At 29.8% G+C, this 22921-nt stretch carries 27 protein-coding genes; 9 read left to right on the forward strand and 18 right to left on the reverse strand.

Annotated features, from left to right (window positions below):
- Positions 1 to 155: 155 nt before the first annotated feature.
- The 8 genes from CPAL_RS01365 to CPAL_RS01395 form a co-directional block, all read right to left on the reverse strand.
- A complete protein-coding gene (locus tag CPAL_RS01365) occupies positions 156 to 1286 on the reverse strand; it encodes an AAA family ATPase (protein WP_106023945.1) in 1131 nt (376 codons plus the stop codon).
- Positions 1279 to 2040: a DUF6414 family protein gene (locus CPAL_RS01370; protein ID WP_106023946.1), complete on the reverse strand. Its 762-nt coding sequence runs from the start codon at positions 2038 to 2040 to the stop codon at positions 1279 to 1281. The genes CPAL_RS01365 and CPAL_RS01370 overlap by 8 nt, the downstream gene beginning before the upstream one ends.
- Positions 2041 to 2163: 123 nt before the next feature.
- Entirely contained in the window at positions 2164 to 2784 is a 621-nt protein-coding gene (locus CPAL_RS01375; protein ID WP_106023947.1) for a hypothetical protein, read from the reverse strand.
- Between the two features lie 791 nt (positions 2785 to 3575).
- Positions 3576 to 3899: a hypothetical protein gene (locus tag CPAL_RS01380; protein WP_106023948.1), complete on the reverse strand. Its 324-nt coding sequence runs from the start codon at positions 3897 to 3899 to the stop codon at positions 3576 to 3578.
- 282 nt (positions 3900 to 4181) lie between these two features.
- Positions 4182 to 4349: a hypothetical protein gene (locus tag CPAL_RS13815; RefSeq protein ID WP_165815327.1), complete on the reverse strand. Its 168-nt coding sequence runs from the start codon at positions 4347 to 4349 to the stop codon at positions 4182 to 4184.
- Between the two features lie 789 nt (positions 4350 to 5138).
- Positions 5139 to 5447, reverse strand: coding sequence for a hypothetical protein (locus CPAL_RS01385; protein WP_106023949.1), 309 nt, complete (start codon positions 5445 to 5447; stop codon positions 5139 to 5141).
- Positions 5448 to 5596: 149 nt separating this feature from the next.
- Positions 5597 to 6775, reverse strand: coding sequence for a C40 family peptidase (locus tag CPAL_RS01390; protein WP_242976272.1), 1179 nt, complete (start codon positions 6773 to 6775; stop codon positions 5597 to 5599).
- A gap of 56 nt (positions 6776 to 6831) precedes the next feature.
- The gene (locus CPAL_RS01395; RefSeq protein WP_106023950.1) at positions 6832 to 6975 is read right to left on the reverse strand and encodes a FeoB-associated Cys-rich membrane protein; all 144 of its coding nucleotides are present in this window, start codon (positions 6973 to 6975) and stop codon (positions 6832 to 6834) included.
- Between the two features lie 203 nt (positions 6976 to 7178).
- Between CPAL_RS01395 and CPAL_RS01400 the strand changes: the two genes are divergently transcribed.
- Positions 7179 to 7862 (forward strand): TIGR01906 family membrane protein, encoded by a 684-nt coding sequence (locus CPAL_RS01400; RefSeq protein ID WP_106023951.1) that lies wholly within the window; start codon positions 7179 to 7181, stop codon positions 7860 to 7862.
- Between the two features lie 72 nt (positions 7863 to 7934).
- Here the strand turns inward: CPAL_RS01400 and cysK are convergent, their stop codons facing one another.
- Entirely contained in the window at positions 7935 to 8864 is a 930-nt protein-coding gene (cysK, locus tag CPAL_RS01405) for a cysteine synthase A (protein ID WP_207654908.1), read from the reverse strand.
- Between the two features lie 319 nt (positions 8865 to 9183).
- Here cysK and CPAL_RS01410 point away from each other — a divergent pair, with 319 nt between their 5' ends.
- The 3 genes from CPAL_RS01410 to CPAL_RS01420 all read left to right on the forward strand — a co-directional run bounded on the left by CPAL_RS01410 (position 9184) and on the right by CPAL_RS01420 (position 11616).
- Positions 9184 to 9441 (forward strand): SHOCT domain-containing protein, encoded by a 258-nt coding sequence (locus CPAL_RS01410; RefSeq protein WP_106023953.1) that lies wholly within the window; start codon positions 9184 to 9186, stop codon positions 9439 to 9441.
- A gap of 61 nt (positions 9442 to 9502) precedes the next feature.
- A complete protein-coding gene (locus tag CPAL_RS01415) occupies positions 9503 to 10219 on the forward strand; it encodes a response regulator transcription factor (RefSeq protein ID WP_106023954.1) in 717 nt (238 codons plus the stop codon).
- Positions 10216 to 11616 carry a sensor histidine kinase gene (locus CPAL_RS01420; protein WP_106023955.1) on the forward strand — a complete coding sequence of 467 codons (1401 nt, stop codon included), beginning with the start codon at positions 10216 to 10218 and terminating at the stop codon, positions 11614 to 11616. Before CPAL_RS01415 ends, CPAL_RS01420 begins: the two co-directional genes overlap by 4 nt.
- Before the next feature lie 38 nt (positions 11617 to 11654).
- Here CPAL_RS01420 and CPAL_RS01425 read toward each other — a convergent pair whose 3' ends face one another.
- Both CPAL_RS01425 and CPAL_RS01430 read right to left on the reverse strand, forming a co-directional pair.
- Positions 11655 to 11942: a YHS domain-containing protein gene (locus CPAL_RS01425; RefSeq protein ID WP_106023956.1), complete on the reverse strand. Its 288-nt coding sequence runs from the start codon at positions 11940 to 11942 to the stop codon at positions 11655 to 11657.
- A gap of 93 nt (positions 11943 to 12035) precedes the next feature.
- Entirely contained in the window at positions 12036 to 12269 is a 234-nt protein-coding gene (locus CPAL_RS01430; RefSeq protein ID WP_106023957.1) for an SHOCT domain-containing protein, read from the reverse strand.
- Between the two features lie 170 nt (positions 12270 to 12439).
- On the opposite strand from CPAL_RS01430, the gene CPAL_RS01435 reads away from it, so the two are divergent.
- On the forward strand, positions 12440 to 14206 hold the full coding sequence (locus CPAL_RS01435) for a stage V sporulation protein D (protein WP_242976273.1): 1767 nt from the start codon (positions 12440 to 12442) through the stop codon (positions 14204 to 14206).
- A 36-nt stretch (positions 14207 to 14242) separates the two neighbouring features.
- A complete protein-coding gene (locus tag CPAL_RS01440) occupies positions 14243 to 15514 on the forward strand; it encodes an HD-GYP domain-containing protein (protein ID WP_106023958.1) in 1272 nt (423 codons plus the stop codon).
- 30 nt (positions 15515 to 15544) lie between these two features.
- Here the strand turns inward: CPAL_RS01440 and CPAL_RS01445 are convergent, their stop codons facing one another.
- Positions 15545 to 15826, reverse strand: a complete 282-nt coding sequence (locus CPAL_RS01445) for a CC/Se motif family (seleno)protein (RefSeq protein WP_106023959.1) — start codon at positions 15824 to 15826, stop codon at positions 15545 to 15547.
- A 55-nt stretch (positions 15827 to 15881) separates the two neighbouring features.
- Positions 15882 to 16574 (reverse strand): GGDEF domain-containing protein, encoded by a 693-nt coding sequence (locus CPAL_RS01450; protein ID WP_106023960.1) that lies wholly within the window; start codon positions 16572 to 16574, stop codon positions 15882 to 15884.
- A 91-nt stretch (positions 16575 to 16665) separates the two neighbouring features.
- Here CPAL_RS01450 and CPAL_RS01455 point away from each other — a divergent pair, with 91 nt between their 5' ends.
- Complete coding sequence (locus tag CPAL_RS01455) at positions 16666 to 16923, forward strand: hypothetical protein (protein WP_106023961.1); 258 nt, start codon at positions 16666 to 16668, stop codon at positions 16921 to 16923.
- Positions 16924 to 17248: 325 nt separating this feature from the next.
- Here CPAL_RS01455 and CPAL_RS01460 read toward each other — a convergent pair whose 3' ends face one another.
- The 5 genes from CPAL_RS01460 to CPAL_RS01480 form a co-directional block, all read right to left on the reverse strand.
- Positions 17249 to 17599, reverse strand: coding sequence for a four-helix bundle copper-binding protein (locus CPAL_RS01460; protein ID WP_242976274.1), 351 nt, complete (start codon positions 17597 to 17599; stop codon positions 17249 to 17251).
- 119 nt (positions 17600 to 17718) lie between these two features.
- Positions 17719 to 18138 carry a NusG domain II-containing protein gene (locus tag CPAL_RS01465; RefSeq protein ID WP_106023962.1) on the reverse strand — a complete coding sequence of 140 codons (420 nt, stop codon included), beginning with the start codon at positions 18136 to 18138 and terminating at the stop codon, positions 17719 to 17721.
- A gap of 87 nt (positions 18139 to 18225) precedes the next feature.
- Positions 18226 to 18933, reverse strand: a complete 708-nt coding sequence (locus tag CPAL_RS01470; protein WP_106023963.1) for a DUF421 domain-containing protein — start codon at positions 18931 to 18933, stop codon at positions 18226 to 18228.
- A 10-nt stretch (positions 18934 to 18943) separates the two neighbouring features.
- The gene (locus CPAL_RS01475) at positions 18944 to 19591 is read right to left on the reverse strand and encodes a YetF domain-containing protein (protein WP_106023964.1); all 648 of its coding nucleotides are present in this window, start codon (positions 19589 to 19591) and stop codon (positions 18944 to 18946) included.
- Between the two features lie 316 nt (positions 19592 to 19907).
- Positions 19908 to 20171, reverse strand: coding sequence for a hypothetical protein (locus CPAL_RS01480; protein WP_106023965.1), 264 nt, complete (start codon positions 20169 to 20171; stop codon positions 19908 to 19910).
- Positions 20172 to 20343: 172 nt separating this feature from the next.
- Here CPAL_RS01480 and CPAL_RS01485 point away from each other — a divergent pair, with 172 nt between their 5' ends.
- Together CPAL_RS01485 and CPAL_RS01490 are read left to right on the forward strand one after the other, a co-directional pair.
- A complete protein-coding gene (locus tag CPAL_RS01485; protein ID WP_106023966.1) occupies positions 20344 to 20541 on the forward strand; it encodes an SHOCT domain-containing protein in 198 nt (65 codons plus the stop codon).
- Between the two features lie 224 nt (positions 20542 to 20765).
- Positions 20766 to 22550 (forward strand): urease accessory protein UreH domain-containing protein, encoded by a 1785-nt coding sequence (locus CPAL_RS01490; RefSeq protein WP_106023967.1) that lies wholly within the window; start codon positions 20766 to 20768, stop codon positions 22548 to 22550.
- The last annotated feature ends 371 nt before the right edge of the window (positions 22551 to 22921 follow it).

Here is a 22921-nt window from a genome sequence, read left to right on the forward strand (position 1 = left end):
CTCCCTTATATTATACTTTGTATAAATCTGTAGTTTCGCATTATTGTTATACCTATAAAAATTCTAAAGTTACCATTATTATCCTAATTGGCATTTCTAAAGCATAGTTAATTATATGGAAAATGGGAAATAGCTCACACGAAGCCCAATTTGGCTCATGAATTATCACTCCCCGAATTTTTCTGCAGTAAATCTTGAATAAGAACTAAAGATAAAGTATCTTCTATAAGATGGGAAATTTCCCTTGCATTTGTACATTGAGTACAAGCCGATATTAATCTCTCTTTAATGTTGGTTACTTCAATTACCTTTTTCTCTTCATCTGTGTATTGGCTGACCTTTTCGTTATATTGTAATATCGCAATCTCCTCTTTTGCTTCTATGGTAAGATCACTAAACTTAATTACCGCATCAAATCGTGAAAATATGGCTTTCCCCAGGTGCTCTTTAATATCATCCACTGACTTATAATTGGATGTGCATATAATTATAGAACGCATCAATTCCAAAGAGTAATTCTGGTCTTCATATATTCCTTCGTCAAATAACTGATAAAACGCACTATGGAAAGTATTGTTTGATTTATCGAATTCATCCAGAAGGATGATATTAGATTCTCTATCTAACAGTTCTTTAGCAAAGCTACGTTCATAATGTGCCCCACCAAATACATAGGTTGCAAACTGATTATTCTGAAACATAGAAAATTGCTTTCTAAACAATTTTTCATTTACGACATCGCTGATTAACTGAGCTGTTTCTGTCTTTCCCAATCCTGTATCACCATAGAACAAGATAACAACTGGCTTAGTTCTTATGCGGGTCGTCAACGGAAATAATGCCTTTAATAAGGCTAACTTAACAGCCTCTTGTCCTTTAATGCGATTTTGGTAAGTATTGTTAATCATTAAAATATCATCTCTACTAATAACCTTATAAGTTTGCTTTTTAATTTCTATATGTGGGTAAAGCCTTTTTATCTGTAAACTGATAGACAAAGGTGGATTCTGCAGATATAGATTTTCAAAATCTATCTTAGCAAGAAAATCGGCAAAGTTTAAAATAACATGTTCTCGGACTCCAGCATATTCATCCGAACCAGCAATAAAGTTTTTAACCTTTGGTTTTGACTTCGATTTTATTTCATGTCCAGGAATCTCCACAGTAAAATTTCTGGTATCAGTATCAATTTCCATAACAAGATCTGTAAGTGTACGTTTATTATCTCTTGGTATAAACTTATCAAACTCAGTTCGCGAACCATAGAATATAAGAATCTTACTCATTTTCAACTCCCGCAAATATGACATCATAGACGGTTAATAAAGTCTCTGATATAGAAGTTCCTTGCTGCAAAACAGACTCTGCAGTAGGTGTAGGTTTAGAGAAATCAAACTCTTTGGACATATCTAACTTTCCTACATCACAAGTTCCAACTTTAATGGCAAAGTATTTCAACTTCATTTTAGTTAAATCAGAAAGATTATAATTATTACGAAACGCTTTTATATTAAACCGCAGGATGCTGCTTTCTGGATCCTCATTAAATATCTTCATCTCATAATATCCACGAGCATTCTCTAACGCCTCATTCAGTTTTTCGAGATCAATCGGTATATCTTGCTTTGGAAATATAATAGTGTAAGGGCTATACATCTTATAGATAGAAATGGAATTTTCTGGGGCATATACGATACAGTCGTTAAATTTATAAACAGTGTCATCAGCAGAAGCTATTGAGATGTAATCAGTTAATAATGTACTTGTAAGTTTTGCCCCAATAATGCTTTTGGTTTCTCTGTTATACTCACTACCAACTTTACTATTCAAAGATGCCTTTAACCATGTAAGCAGTTTGAACCCCCCACCAATTTCCGCATCAATCTCAGCAACTATTTTTGCGAGTTTCTCTTTATCTTCTTCGGTGCTCCAATCAAGACGACCTCCATTTACAATGTCTATGTAATCTCGGGCAGCCTGCTCATCAAAATAAACCACCTTGATAATTTTTCTTTCCTTCTGTTTCTTTGCTTTCGCCATATTAATCCTTCTCTCTAAGTTAAAAATCTTTATGTTTCCATCATCACGACTATGCTTTTCATTGATAATCTAATTGATTTATGAATAATGAGCCTTTATAGAATAAGTCTTATGTATAAAATCTTAAAATGCATACCTAATAACCGCCTTGCCTAAATCATTTATCTTATAATCAGTCTCCGGATTATAATCTACTTCATTGAAACTTCCACCATCAAAAGATGCTAATGAAGCTAACCCGCTATTTGCTAACCCTAAAGCCTCTAAACCTGTTATCATATTTTTATCTCTATTATTCTTCAAGAATTTTAAATCCTCAATAAAACATTTTTCAATTATAAGTGCTAATCTTTGAAATGTTATATAATCAATTTCATTATACATGTACTTTTTAAATAAATTGGCTATTAGTTTGGGCTTTTCTAAATCATCTAACCTATCTAAAATGAAAATTAGCTTTTCTCCAAGCTGTGATATATCTGAATGTTTTGATAAGAATTTTTTTCTTTCATCTAAAGAAGTATCTTCTAATGAACATAAAAACTTGAGAATTTTTCTAACAAAATATCTATCTCTTATACTTATACCAGCTTTATAAATCGAACTAAGCGCCCCAATAATTGGTATATTCTTTAAAATTCCATCTTCTAATAAACTATCTATTCCTACTTCCATAAGCTCTTTACTGATATCTGCAAAATCAGTTCCCAGCGTTGCTATCATTGAATTTTCAATTTGGCTCATAATTATGCACTCCTTATACCAAAACATACTTTGATTTCCCATTATGGTCATTATATAGAGCTTATCCTATAATGTCATTATTCTACAAATAACAATTATTCCCTTCAAAATGTGTTTATTTTAAAAGATAAAATTGAACTTTAAAAAGGCTACAATCTTTTCAGATTAAAACTTTTCGACCAACTGGTTCGTAGCCAGTTTTTTCATTTAACCTTATTAAATCTCTCCTAACTTTACATGCGTATATCTATGATTTTAAGCCGTTCTAGACTCCACCATTTAATATTTAATAATATATAAAAACTTAATTCTATATTTCTTATGTTTGCAAAATGTTAGCATTTTAAAGTATATATTATTTTTAAAAGTAATTTATTTTCATATAATTTAGATGATAAATAGTATAATATGCTAAATAGTAAATATGAGAGTCTATAATTTTCATCCCAATAATATTATGTACCCTCAAATTTATATACTGCTCTCCATAAAACTATTAGGATCTAATAGGATTTAAACCTGCGACCCCCGGATTCGTATAGGTTAATTTCAAAACATTTTATACAAGCTCAAAGCCTTATTATATAGGCATTTCATTTTTTAGCTTGTCCTTAATTATGCCAACTCATTTTAAACTATAAGGGGCAAAAAAGGGGCAAATTTTTATTGCCTAATTATCTATTTTCAGTGCTTTTACTTTATTTGATAGATTATTCAATGTCGAAAATATATAAACTTTTAATAGAAGGCAATTTTACTTCTCCTAATACCCCTTGTTAGAAGATTGTTCACTAACTAAAAAAGATATTAACCATTTCCAAATCACAACTTAACCTACAGCCTTCCATAGTAACAGAAGACAGCACCTCTTCTTCTCCAAAATAAAGCCATCTATTTGATATTCTATTAAGGAAATCCTCCTTTATCTTACTATCAAGTGGTTTATATAATTCTAATTGAATTTCAGCCACTGTAGTATTGTGAAATTTCCAGTAAGGTTCTGTTTTAATATCCTTATATTTTATATTGTCTTCGTTTATATATGACATCAGGCATTTAATGACCATTGCTACCTTATCATTATCTGTAGTTTTTATGAATAATTTAATAATCATTTTTACTCCTTTTTATGTCATCATTGTTTACTGCTACGCTTTATTAGAAGATTACAAACTAGCTTGTACTTCTAATATTTTCAGAATAAATCATTTCATTTGCAACTATATTTATCAAATCACCAAAGTTTAATTCAATAGTTACCTTAAAACAATCGCTATCCTTAAAAACAGAGTTAAAATGCTAACCCCCCACGCTTCTTTTATTGTTATTGTTAATATATTGCTATAGTAACGTAATCCTTTACTGTTTACAACTCGAATAACTATGTTACAAAGAATTTAATCATTTATAAAAGAAAGGATTTCACGTATTAAAGTTACTGAATAACTATCAGTTTCTTCCTCTAATACTTTATTTAAAATATCTATTATTTCAGATCTTGTATTTTTTATTATAAGCATACCAAAATTATATACTTCTGATTCATTAATTCTTATATTTGACATGTTTCATCACCCCTTAGTTTAGATGCAAGACCATTGACTCTGGCGTTGAAACCCCTCCTTTAGCTTAAATTTGTAGGTGATATAATTATCTTAACAATATATTTTTTAAAAGTCTAATTTTACTCATGTATAATTTTATAACATCTTAACTTTTCCAATTTCAAATAAGAATTGTATATAAGCAAAACCATATCAGTTAAAAGATGTGTCCTAGGGTATTAATAATCATCTAAAACGTAATTATATATATAATCAGGTGTTTATTAACATTCATATTAGACAAAAAATTAAGTAAGAAAACTGTTGTAGATTATCAAGTAAAATTTTTATTGTAAATCAACAACTGTAGGTAGATTTCAGTTTATCTTCTAAATTTAATGAAATTATTAGAACCATTAAGTATATTTTAGTTCCACATGAATCTGATTAAGAATTTAGTCAGTGAATTCTTAAATATGTTACTCTCCTCTTCCCTACCGAATTTTTTATGTAGACGTCAAGAACTATTCAATTCTTCTGTATATTCTTTATCTTAAAATATACGGACAAATAAACTTTACTGTATTTCTTTATAGCTTCTTAAATTTTTGTTGACTTACACATTTACGGAAGATTTATATCTTTACCCATTATATCTTAAAATTTCTAACTTCTAAGATTCTAGGAAATCTTATCTTTATGTTCTCAAGATCTCAAATACAAAAAATTTTTACTAAATTTAAAAGAGAGCACTATTTATCAGTACTCTCTACATATAAACTTTAATATTTTTTCAATACCAATGAAATGCTATTCTACTGGTTTAGTTAACTCAATTGATTCCTTATTACTAGAATCATTACCTTTATTATCACAGCAACTGCCTTTCTTACTTCCACCCATCATCATTGGTATCATTCCAATCATCATTAATGGGCATATAAATGGTGCTATTTTGGCTAACACACCAGCAGCACTTGGGCTAATCTTAGATATAAATGGTAGAAGTCCTATAATAACTATTGGTAATCCACAACAAAGAATCATATGCAACATATGCTTTAATGGGCTGTGCTTGTGATCACCTGGATTTCCTTTGTTATTTCCATGACATTTCATACATATCCCTCCAATAAATCTTTCTTATTCTAAATTAATTTACTTTAAATACATTCTATCTAATTAATGTGAAGAAGATATGAAGAAATCAAAGTATTATTTCTTTTTCTAAAGTGATTAAAAAAAGAATCAGACCTTAGTCTGACTCCTTATCTTATAACTCTTCTAGCCGTTATATAATCTTTTCTATCATAAGGTGATATCTTAATAACGTCTCCTGTTCTTGGAGCATGTATATACATGCCATCACCAATGTAAATTCCCATATGACTCGGTATACCATTTTTCCCATAGAAAACCAAGTCCCCTGGCTGAAGCTGATCCCTTGAAACTGCATAACCATCATATATTTGATTTTTAGTTGTTCTACCTACATTAATACCAAAATGCTTGTACACATATTGAGTAAAACCTGAACAGTCAAATCCCTCTGGTGTTGTTCCACCCCACAAATAAGGTGTACCTAAAAACTTAGAAGCATAAGCCACTACATCACTACCAGAAACTGCTATTGATCCTCGTGATAGCCTTACCTTGCTTGTACTTTTCTTATTTGTGGTTTCCTTATTTATGTTTTCCTTATTTATAGTTTCATTATTTATAGTTTCATCATTTATAGTTTTCTCATTTGCGATTTCCTTATTTGTAGTTTCCTTACTCTTAGTTTCTATCTTCTCTAGAGTTTTATTAACTTCACTCTGTGCTATTTCAATTGAAGCTGCATATAGCCTATCTTGTCTTTCTGCTTCTTCAATTAGCTTCTTCTGTACCTCTTTATCAGCCTTTAATTTATTTAATTTTTCATTATTTTCCTTATTTAATGCTACCAGTGTACCATTTTGCTTATTCAACTTATCTTTTTTATCTTTTAAACTTTCTTGTTTTTCTTTTAATTCTTTAACTATTTCTTTATCGAGTTCAGTTAATTTCTTAACTGCCTCAATCTTTGCATATAAATCACTTAAATCTTTAGCTCCAAGAATTACATCTAAATATCCAAAAGAACCGTTCATATACATTACTCTCATTCTTTCATTATATAATTCTTGCTCATCTTCAATGTCCCCTTCTGCTTGTTTTAAATCTTTCTCTGCAGACTTAATATCTTCCTGTATCTTTGCCCTTTGCTTCTTATTGTCTTCTATCTTGTCCATTACTTCTTCAATTTGCATATCTAGATTTTCTATCTTTTGCTCAATTTCAAATCTTTGATTTTGTCTTTGATTCGCTGTGGGCTCAGCGGATACTGGTTTATGTACAGAAACTACTGCTATAAACATTAACATAAGATATGTTAGTGCCTTTTTCATAAGTGCTATCCTTTTCATCGCCATCCTCCTCTAAAAATATCAAGTTAACTGTAATTCTATAGGTTGCTTATTTCCTAAAATTTACTTTTAAATTTTCTTTTTCGCTCATTCCCATGACCACAGCCGCACCCACCTGTAGACTTCTTTCTAAACTTGGCAAATATAACAGAAGCAGCAAAAGCAACTATTCCTATAGTAATTAATACCTCAATTCCCAATCAACCCACCTCCTTTTATTTTTGTTGAAAAAAGTCTCTTCATATGATATCAATTTTTTATGAAGAACATATGAAGATATTATGTAAATACTCATGCATGTCCTAAATAAACTTAAAAAGCATATAAATCGTCATATCATCTTCATATTTAAATCTTATAATGCTTACTATACACGAAAAATTTTATAAGTGGGGGTTATAGGATGTATTCACCAAGTTACGCATATCGAGTTAAAACAAAAAAACAAAGAAAACCTAAATTACTTCAAATACTATTTTCTTTAACCTTTAGTTTATTTATTATTGCTTCTGCAGTAAAACTTACTTTAATGTTTAGACCTCTATACTATTTTGATATTGAATATCTAGACATCGTGGAGCAATCAAACTTTAGTAGAAATGAAATAGTAGAAAACTATAACTATGTTATTGACTATCTAATGAGCCCAAAAGAGCTGAAATTCAAACTTCCTTCTATTCCATATTCAGAATATGGACAAATTCACTTTAAGGATGTAAAAAACATCTTTACTACAGTTGATATTTTATTAATTGTAACTGGACTTTTCAGCGCTGTAGGAATATATCTTAATCTAAGACATAAAAATTTAGATTTTCTGAAGCGGACTTCTACCATGTTAACAATACTTCCAATAACACTCTTAATCGCTTTCATGATAAACTTTGATACTTTTTTTGTTATATTCCATAAGATATTTTTCAGAAATGATTATTGGATATTTGATCCTAATTTAGATCCTATTATCAATATACTACCTCAAGAATTTTTCTATCATGCAGCTTTGTTAATAGTAATTTTAATAATATCGAGCATTATAGTGTTAAAACTGCTTTATAAAAAATTTAGTAAAATAAATCATTATTAAATAGTTAGTAACAAAAATACTACCTCAGCTTGGAGGTAGTATTTTTATTGAACTTAAATTTTTACTTATAAGCTATTCTTCAAATACAGTAGTTGATAGATATCTTAAACCTGTATCAGGCAATATAACTACTATATTCTTACCCTTATTTTCTTCTCTTTGTGCTAATACCTTAGCTGCATGAACTGCTGCTCCTGAAGATATTCCTACAAATAATCCCTCTGTTTTTACTAGCTCTCTAGTAGCCGCAAAAGAATCTTCGTTGCTAACTTCAATTATTTCATCTATCACATCTACATTTAAAACCTCTGGGATAAAACCTGCACCTATTCCTTGAATCTTGTGTGAACCTGGTTTTCCTCCAGATAAAACCGGTGAATCTACTGGCTCTACAGCAACAATCTTAATATTGGGATTTCTTTGTTTTAGAACTTCTCCTACTCCAGTTATTGTACCGCCTGTTCCAACTCCAGCAACAAAAATGTCTACATTTCCATCAGTATCTCTCCAGATTTCTTCTGCTGTAGTTTTCCTATGGATTTCTGCATTTGCTGGATTATCAAACTGTTGAGGAATAAATGAATTTGGAGTATTCTTCGCTAATTCTTCCGCCTTTGCAATAGCTCCCTTCATTCCATCAGCTGCAGGGGTTAATACAAGTTCTGCTCCATAAGCTGCTATCACTTTTCTTCTTTCAATGCTCATTGATTCAGGCATTGTTATAACTAATTTATATCCCTTTGCTGCTGCTGTTAAAGCAAGGCCTACTCCAGTGTTACCACTTGTTGGTTCAATTATTACTGTATCCTTATTTATTAATCCTTTTTCTTCAGCATCTACTATCATTGCATATCCAATTCTATCTTTAACACTACCTGCTGGATTAAAATACTCTAATTTCGCTATTATGTTAGCATTTAAGCTATTTACCTTATCATAATTCTTAAGTTCCATTAATGGTGTGTTTCCTATCAATTCAGTTAAATTTTTTGATATTTTCATTATTTATCCTCCTTGTATATGTAAATATAATATTTTAGTTGTCTATTGAAATATGTTGTTCCTCTCTTTTTCATATTGCTTAATATCTAATAAGTCAATATTGACCTTGATATCTTATTATTATTCTATATCCTAATTGTGAAGAAATTGTGGAGAATTGCTTTATTTTTATAATTTGTATGGATAACGTATGAAAAATCTTAGATATATTCTTAAATTCTTTTTCATTGGTATAATATTTCTCCATAATTTCTTCACACTTTATTTATATAATTAATCTCGTAAAGAATAAATTAATCACAAAAGGAGGAATTAAACTATGTTTTGTGGAGGTTTAAGTCCATTTGGATTTGGTTCTTCAAGTATAGGCTTTGTGGGAATGTTTTTTTCAATGATATTTAACTTACTAATATTTATTGGATTAATAGCTCTTGCTGTTAAATTATTTAAAAGCAATCCTATCAAATTAAATAATACAAATAAAACAATGGCAATCCTTGATGAAAGATTTGCTAAGGGTGAAATTAACGAAGAAGAGTACCTAAAAAGAAAAACTATTCTACAACAGAAAAACTAGAGAGTTATTCTCTAGTTTTTTTAATAGTAATGAACTATAATTAAGTTTTGAGGTGATATTAGTGGATAAGAAATTTAATATATTAGTTGTAGATGATGAGAAAAAAATAGTAGATGTAGTTAAAGCCTATCTAGAAAAAGACGGCTATAATGTTATTACTGCATTAGACGGAGAAATGGCACTAAATATATTTAGCAATGAGACTATTCATCTTATAGTTTTAGACTTGATGCTTCCTAAACTATCTGGAGAAGAAGTATGCCATAGAATAAGATCTGCTTCTAATGTGCCTATTATAATGCTTACAGCTAAAGTAGATGAAGATGAAAGAATAGAAGGAATATATATTGGTGCAGATGATTATTTAACAAAACCTTTTAGTGTTCGTGAACTAGTAGTAAGAGTAAGCGCTTTGCTTAGAAGAACTTATAGAGATACACTTCCTCTTGCTGATATTCTAAGCTTTAATAAGGGCGATTTAGAGATAGATATTAAAAAAATGATTGCCAAAAAACAAGGTAATGTTGTGAGCTTAACCACAAATGAATTCAAAATACTCACAGCCTTACTTACAAATCCAGGGCAAGTATTTTCTAGAGAACAATTAGTAGAAAAGGCTTTTGGAATTGACTATGAAGGCTTTGATAGAACAATAGATACTCATATAAAAAATATTCGCCACAAGATAGAAGATAATCCTAAAGAACCAAAATATATAATAACTATTTACGGAATGGGATATAAGTTTATTCCAAGTCCTACTGAGGTGAAAAAATGAAGCTATCTTTAATAAAGAAACTATCTCTAGGATTTCTTTTATCAATCTTGGGATCTATTATTTTAACAAGCCTTATATCTAATTATTCAATAGAAAAAGAATTTAAAAAGTATCTAATTGATGAGCATAAAATGAAAATAGATAATGTAATAGAAACTGTGGAAGACCTTTATACTGAGAAAAATAGCTTTTCAAATATAAATAAATCTGAGCTACAAAGATACGCTGAAATGCAAGAATTATATATTGAAGTAAAAGATGTAGCTAATAATACTATCTATTCCTCTGGTAATTCTCATTTGTATCACAAAAGCATGATGCAGAATATGATGGGATCTTCCATGCATAATTTCTCAGGAATGAATGTAGGTGAGTATACCGAAAACCAATACCCCTTACTTACAAGTAATAAAAATATAGGAACCATAACCATTGGATACTTTGGAACATCTTACTTATCTTCTGGTTCTGTTACCTTTATAAACACCTTAAATCGTTCATTTATTATATCTGGTTTTATAGCTTTACTTTTTGGCCTTATAGTTAGCATAATTATTTCAAAGCAGATATCAAGACCACTTGTTAAAATAACTGAAACCGCAAATAAAATGAGAGATGGAAACCTTAAAGTACGAGCTTTAGTTAATACAAATACTACAGAAATAGACGAACTTTCTAGTTCAATAAATTATTTGGCAGAAACATTGAGCAATCAAGATATGCTTAGAAAAAGATTAACCTCTGATATGGCTCATGAATTAAGAACCCCATTGACTACGCTAAAAACCTATGTAGAAGCATTTATTGATGGTATATGGGAACCAACCCAGGAAAGGCTAGAAGCCTTCTATGAAGAAATCGAAAGACTAACAAAGCTTGTTGACACTCTTCGTAACTTATCAAAGCTTGAAGGATCAAACCTGAATCTAAATAAAAGTAAGGTTAATTTGTCCAATGAATTAGAAAAAATTATAGATACCTTTAAACCTTTATACATTAAAGAAGATTATGAGTTACTCCACAATATAACTCCAGAGGTAGAAACATTAATAGATAAAGATAAGTTTAAGCAAATAATGAATAACCTACTTTTAAATTCCTATAAATATTTAAGACCTAAAGGAAAAGTAGAGGTAATTTTAAAGAAGGAAAAGAAAAATATTATCATAAAGGTAATTGATAATGGTATAGGTATATCAGAAAAAGATCTGCCTTATATATTTGAAAGATTCTATAGAAGTGATGTGTCTCGGGCTAAAAATACAGGTGGCACAGGTATAGGACTTACAATTACAAAATCATTGGTTGAAGCTCATGGTGGAAAAATATATGTTAATAGTGTATTAAATGAAGGAACTACTTTTACTATTGAATTTCCTAATAGTATATCTATTTAAAAAATAAGCTTAGTTTCCGAATGCTAAGCTTATTTTTATTATCTTTTGTTTATATTTGTTATAGAAATAAATTCATTTCTACAAGAATCATTGCAGAAATAATATGTTCTACCATTAAAGCTTTGCTTAATTGCAGTATCTGAATTTACATTCATTCCACATATCGGATCTATCATAGTATTTAATGAATTTATTCTATGACTAGATTCATTCACATCATAATTCTCTCTGTTATTATTCCAAGAACCTTTACCAGTTTTAACAATACCATAAAGCATCAATCCTGCAGAAATAACATTTAGCCAGTTTCTTGTTAAAAATTCCATAATTCGTCACCCCTAATTTTCATACTTTCTATTTACTTTATCTTTATGTATACAGGTTAACAAAAGAATGTGAAAGAATTATGAAGAATTAATCTATCTTTTTTCTATCACATCTCTCATTCTTCTATATTGATCTTCATCAATTTCTCCTCTTGCAAGCCTCTGCTTTAATATTTCTATAGATTCATCGTTAATAGTTCTATTTTCATTTCCTTTTCCGCTTGTAGTCATTTTATATACAGATATACCTACTACTATAATTAAAACTAAGATCACTAGCCAAAATAAACCACCCCATGCCATCATATTATAACCATATCCCATCATAAATTTCCCACCTCTACTCTTTTTTAAATTAGTTTTTCCCTTTTTCTATTAAATATTATTAAAGTTATAAACTAAACATATACTTGCTTATCTTCATAATATCTTCAAATTTTTAGTTTATAGTTAATACTAAAATAGCATGTATTTACATTTTAGGGAGATGACATAACTTGAAGAAATCAAGTATTAGCTTAAATAACAATAAAAATCGAATCAAATATACCTTTATTATAGTTGTAGTTATGTTTATGTTATTAATTGTGCGATTATCCTATATTATGATTTTTAAATCCAAGGAATATAAAAGTATTGCAGAAAGCCAATGGATCAGTGAAGTAAAGCTAGCACCTAAAAGAGGAAGAATATTATATAGAAATGGAAACCCATTGGCTGTCACTGCTGAGATATATAGAGTGGACTTAGATTTAATTACTCTTAAACAAACTATAGAGAAAAAAAACATATCAATTAGTGAACTTACCTTAAAATTATCAGATGCATTAAGTATGCAATCTGAAGATGTTAATAAGATTTTAAATAGAAAGCTAGATAACGCTCTTCCAGCAAGCTCAGCTGTCCTAAAAAGAAAAGTTGAGAAAACTGCTGCTGATAAGGTAAAAGCACTAAATCTGCGCGGCATAATTATATCTTCAGATAATAATAGGTATTATCCAAATAATAACCTACTTTCCCAAGTAATTGGACATACTAATTCTGATGGAAATGGCGTTACAGGTGTTGAATTTGCTTATAATAAAGAGCTTTCTGGAATATCAGGCATCACTCAATATGAAACAGATAATCGTGGAAGAGAACTGCCCTTTGATTCCTTTTATACTAAACCAGTAGATGGAAAAGATATAGTTCTAACCATAGATGAGAATATACAACTTATTACAGAAAAATATGCAGAAAAAGCTTTAAAAGACAACAAAGCTAAGGCTGTATCAATAACTGTTATGGACCCAAACAACGGCGAAATTTTAGCTATGACAAATAAACCCGATTATAATTTAAATTCTCCAGGAATATTAACTGGAGGCTCAAAAGATATTCAAACCTCTTGGAAGAATAGTGCGGTTCAGAATGCCTTTGAGCCTGGCTCTATATTTAAAGCAATAACAGCAGCTGCTGCTCTTGAAAAAGGAATTGTAAGCGAAAATGATACATTTATTTGCAATGGAAGTCTAAAAGTAGCAAATACAACTCTATACTGTTGGAAAAGAGATGGCCATGGAGTACAGAACCTGGAGGAAATTTTAAAAAATTCATGTAACGTAGGCTTTATGGAACTGGGAAGTAAACTTGGTAAAGAGTCACTGATAGACTTTGCAGAAAAAGTTGGATTTGGCCAAAAGACAGGCATTGATTTGCCAGGAGAGTCCAGCGGTATTGTAAATGAAGTAAATGATATAGGCCCAGTTGAGTTAGCAAATATCTCTTTTGGACAAGGTATAGCTGTTACTCAAGTTCAATACTTAGCTGCTTTTAACGCTATAGCTAATGGAGGAACGTGGATTAAACCTCATATAATGAAAGAGATTGTACATTATGAAGATGATAAAAAAATAGTTGATTCAGAGTTTCAGGATTTTCAACGAAGAAATGTTTTCAGCAATGATACTTCAGCTAAGTTAAGAAGATATTTAGAAAAAGTAGTATCTGAAGGTGTTGGTAAACCTGCCTTTGTAGATGATTTTAGAATTGGCGGTAAAACAGGAACAGCCCAAAAGATAGACCCAAATACAAAATCTTATAAGTCTGGTAAATATATCTCTTCTTTCGCTGGCATGGCTCCTATTGATGATCCTAAAATTACAATATTAATTTCCATTGACGAACCTGATTCTTCCAAGTATTACGCCGGAGAAACTGCTGCGCCTATTGCAAAAGAATTGTTTACTGATATTTTTAATTATTTGAATCTGAAGAAATAAATACTCCTGTTAAATAGTGTAAAGGTGAGTGAAGTAATGAAAAAGTTACCTAATCTTTTAAAAAAATTTTTAATTTATAGCTTTATTTCATATCTTCTTACAAGCATACTACTAATTTTTTTTATTAGCAAACATATAAAAGAAGATAGAATTTATTCTGATGAACAAATGACTAATTTAATTTTACATAATATAATTGAGCCTGAGTTAAAAGTCTATAGCTATAATGCAAAGCTTTCTCCATTAATAACAGATGAGCTTGACAATAAACTAGAAAGCCTAATTAATGATAGCTACCTTATTAGTATTAAAATATGGAACACCAAACTTGATTTGATATATTCTTCAAACAAAAACTTTATTGAGCATTACAATAATAAAAACATTTTAAAACAAGCACTTCAATCTAAAGAAAACTATGTTATTTCTAATATTGATAAAAATAGTCCATACTTAAATCTTATTGAAAGTAATAAAATAATAAAATTTTATTTACCTGTTACCTCGAACAATGAAACCATCGGTGTATATGAAGTTATTAAATCTTATGATGATATAGGAGTACATATAAAAAAATTAACATTTACAATATCTATAATCATACTTCTCGGATTGTTTTTACTTTATATACTATTATTTAGAATAGTATATAATAGCTCTATGTCATTAGCTAAACAAAATGAAAGATTGACTGAAAGTAAAAGGGCTATCGAAGTTGCATTTAAAAAATTAAATGCTAACTACAAAGATACTTTATTAACTCTTTCTAGTGCTATAGATGCAAGAGATCCTTATACTGCTGGTCATTCTAAACGTGTAGCTAACATTTCTTTAGAGATTGGAAAAAGGTTAGGGTTAAACAAAGATATCCTTGATACCTTAGAAGTTGCAGCGTTACTTCATGACATAGGTAAAATAGGAATACCTGATAAAATACTACATAAACCTAGTAAACTGAACAATTATGAATATTCTAAAATAAAAGAGCACCCGACTATAGGCGTTAATATCTTAAAGAATGTAAAATTTCTTGAAGACGCTGTCCCTATTATACTTTATCATCATGAAAGGCTAGATGGGGGTGGTTACCCATTAGGAATTAAGGGTGATAAAATACCATTAGAAGCCCGCATAATAGCTGTTGCAGATTCTTATGATGCTATGGTTTCTGATAGACCTTATAGAAAAGGTTTGCATAAAGACACAGCTATTGGCGAATTGATAAGATTTAAAAATATGCAATTTGATAGTGTAGTTGTAGATGCTTTTTTAAAGACTCTAGAACAAACTAAAGAAGAATTAGCCTAAATTTATGCTAACTCTTCTTTATATATTATACTAAACAAGCTCTACCGATAATGATTTTATCCATAGGAATTTTCCTAAAGAAATCTCAATTTTCTTCTTTGAATCAATGCGTTTATCAACAAAAATATTTATATCTCCTATAATAATTTGATCATAGCCTGATAAATCTTTAGATGTACGTAAATCAATTTCGGGTATGACCATACCACCACCTCCCCCACAACATCCAGTTATATTTCCTAGTAAAACCATTGCAGAATTTCCATTATTCTTTATATATTGTTCTGCTTCATGAGTTATCTCAAATCTCACCCTATTTCAACCTCCTAGTTAAATTGTCCATTTTAATTTTATTTTCAGATCCTCTTTACTTTGCAAAAACAACAACGCAATTTTTTCCATTAGCTTTGGCCTGTAATAACGCATTATCAGAAGCCTTAATAGTTTCATAAACATCGCATCCATCTTCTGGATAGCTTGCCACACCCACTGATAATGTTATACTTAATAATGAGTTGGTATGTAATTTACTTATTCTAGTTCTAATATTTTCAGCAATTCTTTCTGCCTTTTCTTTATTCCAGTCATTTAGGATAATGACTATTTCTTCTCCACCATATCTATAAGCTTTGCCTTTATCATCTACTACAGATTTAATTACCACACTTACATCTCTTAACACAATATCTCCTGTTTCATGGCCATACTTATTATTAAAATCTCTGAAATTATCTATATCTATAAATATTACTGAGAATTTATCCTTAGTTTTTATTGCTTTAGTATGATTATCAAATGCTCTTCTATTTAGAAGACCTGTTAAATTATCAACTTCCAAGTCTTGGTATAGTAATCTATTTGCTTGTTTTAATGAAGCATACTTTTTATAAAAAATCAGCACTACAAAATAATTAATTGCTTGAAATAATACTCCTGTTGAAATACAATGCAATGTTAATACACCTATTGAAGGCATAACTATTATATGAAAGGCCATCCCATATATGAGCCCTGTTAAAATCATGCAGATAAATAAAATTAGTTCTGTACGATACTTCATTTATTATCTCCCCCTTTTCTATTTGCTTTACTATCTTGTATACATATTACATTATAATTATGGAGAAATTATGAAAAAAGAGGTTTGATATTTGACTTGGTTATCATTAATCCTAGCAGTAATCACCATAGTATTAACTTTTAAAACCAAAAAACTTATTCCCTCTTTATTTATCAGAGTTCTAGCTGATACACTTCTGAAAGAAGGCTTATTAGGTGGGATTACAGCTATTGATGAATATATGATGTGTGCTATAGCTGATAAAGAAAGTGCCTACACATTATACTTCTTAATTACTTTCGGTTCTTTAGCTGAACTAATAAAATGGCTGTGGAATTTCAGATTTTAGCGAAAAGGTCAGTAAATGGACTAAAAATGAAAAGAGTATTCTTGGTGGGACTTGGCTTTTAAGTGCAATAACTTTTTCGATAGCTCATTTCATACCATACAGTTGGTGCAGCAGTAGATATAATATCTCCTCTATATGCACAAATGACATATAGATCTTACGGAAATCACCTAACCACATCTTTCCCCTATCCTAATCGTTGGGATATTAGCAACAACCATTGCTTATATAGCTGTAGTTTTTTGATATAAATAAGAACATCCTGCTTAATAGTTTTCTATCTATATAGCAGGATGTTCTTGTCTTTCATATTGTACTGGTTAAATTACATAGTTGCCATTTTTCTACACTCATCTGCACACATACTACAAATATCAGCACACATCTGACAATGGTTATCTTTAAACATAGCGCACTCAGCTGCACATTTATCACAAACTTGAGCGCATAGTTGGCAATGTTGTTTAGAGAATTCACCATTCATTGACATCATTGCTGCTGACATTTGGCACATCATAGCACATTCAACTAATATGCTTACACAATTTTTTCTTGCATTCAAATCTGGTTCATTAAGACATGCCTTATAACACTCATAGCATGCTTGCGCACATTTTGTGCAAGCATCTATACATGCTTGAAATTTGTTTGCGGTATTCATTACAGTCCCTAACATATAAAAACTCCTTCCATTTTTAATATTCTAATAAACTGTATTATTTGTTATAGTTAAAGTTTTTATACAGTTAAATAATCTCAAACAAGTTAAAGATCCAGCAGTTTTCTGCTAGGCCTCTAACTTGTTTGAGCATCTATTACTTCATCCTTATTTCCTTCGATTGTAACAATGATTCTATTAGGAAGACATACAATACTCTCATAAGAATTCTCTATCCATCCAGTATCTGAGCAAATACCCTCTGGGCAAACTTCCTTATCCATTTCAAGCATTCTTACTCTTCCATTTTTCACTTCAACATATCCAATATTATTATCAAAATTAAACTCATAAATATTACTTTTATTCTCATTTTTTAATGGGACACTTTTCGTAAGTTCACCATCAACCTTAATAACAATATTGCTATTTTCATTATCTGATTTAAAAAGCATTAAATATATTGATGGTATGATACTTAATATCAAAAGAACTACTATGATTATTATATCTAATTTTTTTAGTTCTAATTTCTTTAACTCTAATTTTTTCATCATAAATCCCTCATTAATTTTTATTATTTCATTTGGCTATATTTCTATTGTATCAAATAAATATGAAGAAAATATGACTGTTATACATGATTAAGCCCTTTCAGAAATATATAATTTTTTAGAACTATCTATAGTAGCTAGATAAACTTTTTCTAGGTGCTCTATATTATAGAGTGCAAGGTTATTCATAAGCCAGCCTTTATCTAACCCTAACTTAGCCAAATTTTCTTCAAATAGTTTACCGTCATTGATAATAACTAAAGGTAAATCCACTGGCTTAGCAACTAAATTAAAATCAGTTGGAGTAACTGGTCTATTAGATTCTTTTTTTATAATACTAAAATGGCCATTAGGTTCTAGAATTACATATTTAACTTCTGAAATATCAAAAATATTTTTAAGCCTTAATTCACTCATAAGCAAATCTATATTTATGAAATGCTTTTTTAAATTCTTTCTTATTATCTTGCCATCATCAATTAAAATTATAGGTTTTCCATTAAAAAATAAAGCCAGTTTTCTATTTCTTAAAGATATAAAACTAAATACATAATGCCAAAAAAATAAAGTAATTAATGGAACAATTATATACGTAAAGGAAATCTCTCCATCTAGTAATGGTGCAACTGTAAGTGCTCCTAGTATCCATACCAATACAAAATCATAGGAAGTAAGTTGATTTAATGCTCTTTTGGGTATATATCTTCCCACTAAAAAAGCTATAAAGCCAACTATAAACGTTCGAATAATAAATCCTAATAGGGAAATATTTTTAATAGCACCGAAAACTCTTATCATAAACTCCCTCCTAAGGACTTACATATAATTTTTTATCTGAAGTTAAAATTCCTAAATAAATATCATTTATATTATCAGCATTAATAGACTTAAGTTCCTTCTCAATCCATTCATAAGTCAATCTATTCTCTTTAAGAATTGTTTCATCTATTTTCCCTTTATAAATAAGAATTTGAGGTAAAATATCTTGTGGGGGAGTTATTGACATATCTAATTTAGTTATAGGAAGACTGTTATTATTTACAGCAACACTAAAATCTCCTGTGGATTCAGCTATCAAATACTCTACTTTTTCAAGATTAGATGCATCCTTTTGTCTTAATATCGAAATCAAATTGTCAATTGTTAATTTTGCTTTTGAAAGATTATTCTTGATTATCTCTCCCCTTTTAACTATTATGATTGGTTTTTGAGAAGCTATGGATGGGGCTTTAAAATACAAGTATGAAATAAACAGATTAATTAACGTGTATACTATAATTATAGCCATTGCGTCTACTAATCTTGCTTTAGGATTCACCATACGAGCAGCTGCAATGTGGCTTATACCTGCGGCCATTAAAAAATTGTATGAAGTTAATATACCAGGCTGACGAAATCCCATTACCTTAGCTGAACCAAACAACATAAAATATAAAATAGATGTTCTAATAAACAATTCAAGTATATTTAAATTTTCTCCTCGAAAAAAAAATAGTATGTATACTCATATAATCACCCTTTATTGATTTTTATAAAAAATAAGATTAAAAAATCGCCTCAATTGTGCATCTAAAATTCTCTCAGATTATAGCCTCTAAAGTATATTTTTAGCAGCAAATACTTATATTATGTATACAGCTCAAGTTTTTATAATCTACCTATACCATACTTCCTATGTAAAATAAAATTGCTATTTACAAAAGAGGTATGATTTTAGGTCATACCTCTTTTAATATGAATGATATCATTTTTGGACTAATCTTATGCTATATCTAAGCTTGTGTGTTAATATTTACACCTATATTACTATCAGATACTTTATTATTCAACTCAGCTTTAGCAACTGCTGAGGCATTTGTATCCCCATGCATTCCTTTCATATTGCAGTTTCTATGCATTTGTTCTTTATTATTAGCACTATTCATCTTAGACACATCATGTTGCACTTGCCCCCTTGGCATATTCCTATGAATATGTTTTGAATTAGAGCTTGTTTGTAAATTTAGTGTTTCTAAATTATTATTTATTACTTGCATAATAATTCCTCCTCATCTTTATATTGTACTTATAGCATAGCTTATAATTATGAAGACATTATGTGGATTTTATCATTCTTGTATGGTGAAACAAACCTATTTAAAATATTTCTCCATAATTTCTTCATATTTTATAGGTATAATATAACTAAAGAGAGGGGAGATGATAATCATGATGTTCCTATCAATCATCACTTTATTTGTTTTAGTATTCCTTTATCTAGATTCTTTGAAAAATGAAAATAGCTTAAATTACAAAAGAGTTAGAGTTACAAACTCTAACAAAGCATTAGATATTTTAGATATTAGGTTTGCTAATGGAGAAATAAGTGAAGATGAATACCTAAAAAGAAGATCCCTATTAAAATAATCATATATATGTAAGCGTAAGATGTTAAAAATCTTACGCTTTTGCTATAATTTCTATTCTAAAATTATATCAAAATAATTAATAGATTATTTTCTTTACCATCATCAATCTTCATAAAATCAACATATCTATTTTATATACTTTATTATAATCACAATTTACTTTTTTTTACAATCAAAGAGTGAATTATGGTTTATTTAGTAAGTACGTATTAGGAGGATTTTATGAGTATTAGAAGAGAAAAAATTAAGGTGTACGATATGACTTGCACATCCTGTGAAAATCGAGTTGAAAAAGCTGTTAAAAAATTGAATGGTGTAACAATGGTAAAAGCTATCTATAGCGGCGAATTTGCTGAAGTTGAATATGATGATGAATTATGTAGTCTAAGCAACATTAAAACCACTATTAAAGGTGCCGGATATACTACAGAAAGCTCTAATGATAACAAGTTTATGGGAATTTTCATAATAGTGGCTATTGTAGTGTTACTTGGTGTAAACACTAGGGGCTTTGATATGGCATCAATGCTTAGCAATGCTTCTTATGCTCTTCTCTTTATTGTAGGAATTTTTACTTCAATTCATTGTATAGGTATGTGCGGTGGAATTATGCTTTCACAAAGTTTATCAAAGGAAAGTAAAAACAAGTTTGAAGCAATGGAACCAGCTATTCTTTATAATTTAGGAAGAGTTTTATCTTATACACTTTTAGGTGGACTAATTGGTGCCCTTGGCTCTGTATTCTCCCTTTCAATTACTGCTAAAGCAGCTATGCAAATATTTGCTGGAGTATTTATGCTTATGATGGGATTTAACATGGCTGGTTTCAGCACCTTTAGAAAATTCCATATTAAATTACCTAATGCTGCTTGTAAAGTTAAGAATAAACCTAGAACACCTTTCTTGGTTGGATTTTTAAACGGACTAATGCCTTGTGGTCCTCTTCAAACAATGCAGTTATTTGCATTAGGTACAGGCAGTCCCGTAAAAGGCGCCGTATCCATGTTTATTTTTGCCATAGGAACACTTCCCCTAATGCTAACATTTGGGGCAATATCTGGTCTTCTAAGTAAAGGTTACACAAAAAAAATTCTCAAATTTAGTGGAGTCCTTATAATAGTTCTTGGTCTTATTATGGGAAATAGAGGTTTAGCTCTAGCAGGAGTTAATGTTAACCCTTTAAGCTTACTTATATCAGATAATGTAGGGGCTTCGAATAATAGTGGAACTACTACTCCCCCATCCAATGCAGGCAAAGCAACTATGCAAGATGGAATACAGGTTTTAAATATGACTGCTGTTGCTCGAGGTTATGCCCCAAATGTACTATACATAAAAAAAGGAGTTCCTGTTAAATGGATAATAGATGCACAACAACTTACCTCCTGTAATAATGCCATAGTGATTCCTACTTTAAATCAGCAATATACACTTGAGAGTGGTGAGAACATAATTGAATTCACTCCTGGCGAAAAAGACATTAACTTTAGTTGTTGGATGGGTATGATTCGTGGAGTAATAAGAGTTGTAGATGATTTGGAGACTTTAACTCCATCCAGTGATAACTCTTCTAATACTTCATCTGATCCATATGCTGGTCCATCAAAACCAAGTATCTATGGTGATGATATCAGAAAAGTACCTACTTCTAGATTGGTAGCAAAAACAGACGTTATAAATAATGCTCAAGCCATAAAAATAAAAGGAATTGGATATGAATTAGAGCCACTTATAATTGTAGCCCAGAAAGGCTTAAACACTAAAATCTCATTTGATTTAACTTCCTTTGATAATCCTAATGGAACCTATTCTATAATTGATGGAAACACAGGAGATATTATTAAAGAATTTGAAGGAAAGAAAGGAATAGTTGAAGTTGAATTTATGTTAAATAAACCTGGGTTCTATGGGATCGTATATGGTCAAGAATTACTTGGCTTAATGGAAGCTGTAGATAATATAGACTCAGTAAATATAGAAAACATTAGGAAAAGGTATATACAGTAATTCTTTCCAATAATTATAATTAAATCCTCAAAAGGAATAGCACTTTTATTCGGTGCTATTCCTTTATTCTATTTACAATATATTAACAAATTATGTTAATATCCACACATTTCCTTCACAATCCTTGTGTAAAATTACATTATATAGAATTACAATTAGATTATTGTATTTACATATACAATGGGGGAGGATTATAATAAAATACATAGAAGAAATTGATATTATCCAGAGAATTAACTTTCAATGGTGTTAGTATATTAGTGTAGACACAAAAAGCCGAACACCTTAAAATATAAAAAGGGAAGGAAGTGTCTACAATGGCAAAAGGGCAAAAGTATTATACAGAAGAATTTAGAAAGACAATTGTAGAG

This window comes from Clostridium thermopalmarium DSM 5974, from assembly GCF_002995795.1.
Lineage (GTDB): Bacteria > Bacillota > Clostridia > Clostridiales > Clostridiaceae > Clostridium_H > Clostridium_H thermopalmarium.